The sequence below is a fragment of the Streptomyces recifensis genome (assembly GCF_002154615.1).
Lineage (GTDB): Bacteria > Actinomycetota > Actinomycetes > Streptomycetales > Streptomycetaceae > Streptomyces > Streptomyces griseoluteus.
In genome coordinates, this window is record NZ_MUNH01000648.1 from 1 (window position 1) to 1,339 (window position 1,339).

Consider the following 1,339-nt stretch of genomic DNA (forward strand, 5'->3'; position numbering starts at 1 on the left):
GCGGTACGGGGGCTGTGCGCGGGGGCCGTGGTGTGGGCCCTCGCCGGGACACCCGCGGTGGCCGCCCCGGACGGATACGCCTTCACGCCGGGCGCCCAGAACCTCGCCGGGTCTCCGGACACCGCCGGGGCCCGGACGCTGGTGCCCGGTCACACCTACCGCAGCTCGCTCCCCGCGCACGGCCGGCTCTACTACCGGCTCCCGCTCACCGCCACGGCGAACGCCTACGTCCCGGTCACGGCCGTCCCCCCGCGCGGCGCGACCGTCGCCGCCACGGACGGCATACGGGTCTCGCTCCAGGACGCAGACGGCAACCCCTGCTTCTACTCCTCCGCGTCCTTCGGCGCCGGACTCAGCCCCCGGCCCGTCACGGCCGTCGGGCAGCGGGACACCGGCAAGTCGCTGTGCCAGAGCGCGGCCGTGTACTACCTCCTGGTGGAGCGGCTGGACGCCAAGAACTCCGACCCCGGCCGCTGGGACCTGGAACTGGCCCCCGCCACCGAACCGGGGCTCGCCGCCACCGGCCCCACCACGCCGCCCGGCGCCTGGAACTCCGCCACGCCCCAGCCGCCCGGCGACGCCCCGCGCGAGAGAAAGGGAGGTGAGGGCTTCTCCTCCGCCCGCCTGCTCGGCCAGGGTGTCTGGCGCACCCGCCTGGCCCCCGGCGACACCGTCTTCTACCGGGTGCCGGTCGACTGGGGCCGCCAGGTGCACGCCGGCGCGGAACTGTCTGCCGCCACCGGCCAAGGCTACGTCGGCGGTGCCCTCACCCTCTCCCTCCTCAACCCGGCCCGCGCCCCCGTGGACGACGCGGCCCTCGGCTACACCGGCACCCGCCACGCGGTGTCCCTGGCTCCGGTCCCGCCGGTGGAGTACGCCAACCGCTATGCGGTGCCGAGCGGCGAGAACGGGGTGCGGTTCGCGGGGGACTACTACGTGGTCCTGCACCTCAGCGAACGCCTGGCGGACTCCTTCGGCACGGGCCCCTTCGGAGTGACGCTCCGGGTACGGCTGGACGGGACCGCCCACGCCGGCCCGAAGTACCGGGGGCGCACCGAGCCGGCGGACCTCTTCTCCGTGAGCACGGGCGACTGGGGGCCGGCTCCGGGCAGGGGCACCGGGGGCAGTGATCCGACGATGCGGGTGCTGGCGTACGGCGGGCTGGGCGGCGGTACGGCGCTGCTGCTGGGGCTGGGGGCGTGGACGCTGCTGGCTCGGCGGTCTCAGACGCGGGTCAGGGCCCAGAAGCCGACGGCGTAACAGACCAGCGCCAGTAACAGCACCGGGACGGCGACCTTGGCGGAGGGGCCCGGCCGGGCGCGGGCCCCTCCGCCAAGGT

Annotated in this window: 1 protein-coding gene; it reads left to right on the forward strand. The window is 75.9% G+C overall.

Annotated features, from left to right (window positions below):
* Positions 1-12 precede the first annotated feature (12 nt).
* Positions 13-1,260, forward strand: coding sequence for a hypothetical protein (locus CCN33_RS27710; RefSeq protein WP_086696153.1), 1,248 nt, complete (start codon positions 13-15; stop codon positions 1,258-1,260).
* Positions 1,261-1,339: the final 79 nt, after the last annotated feature.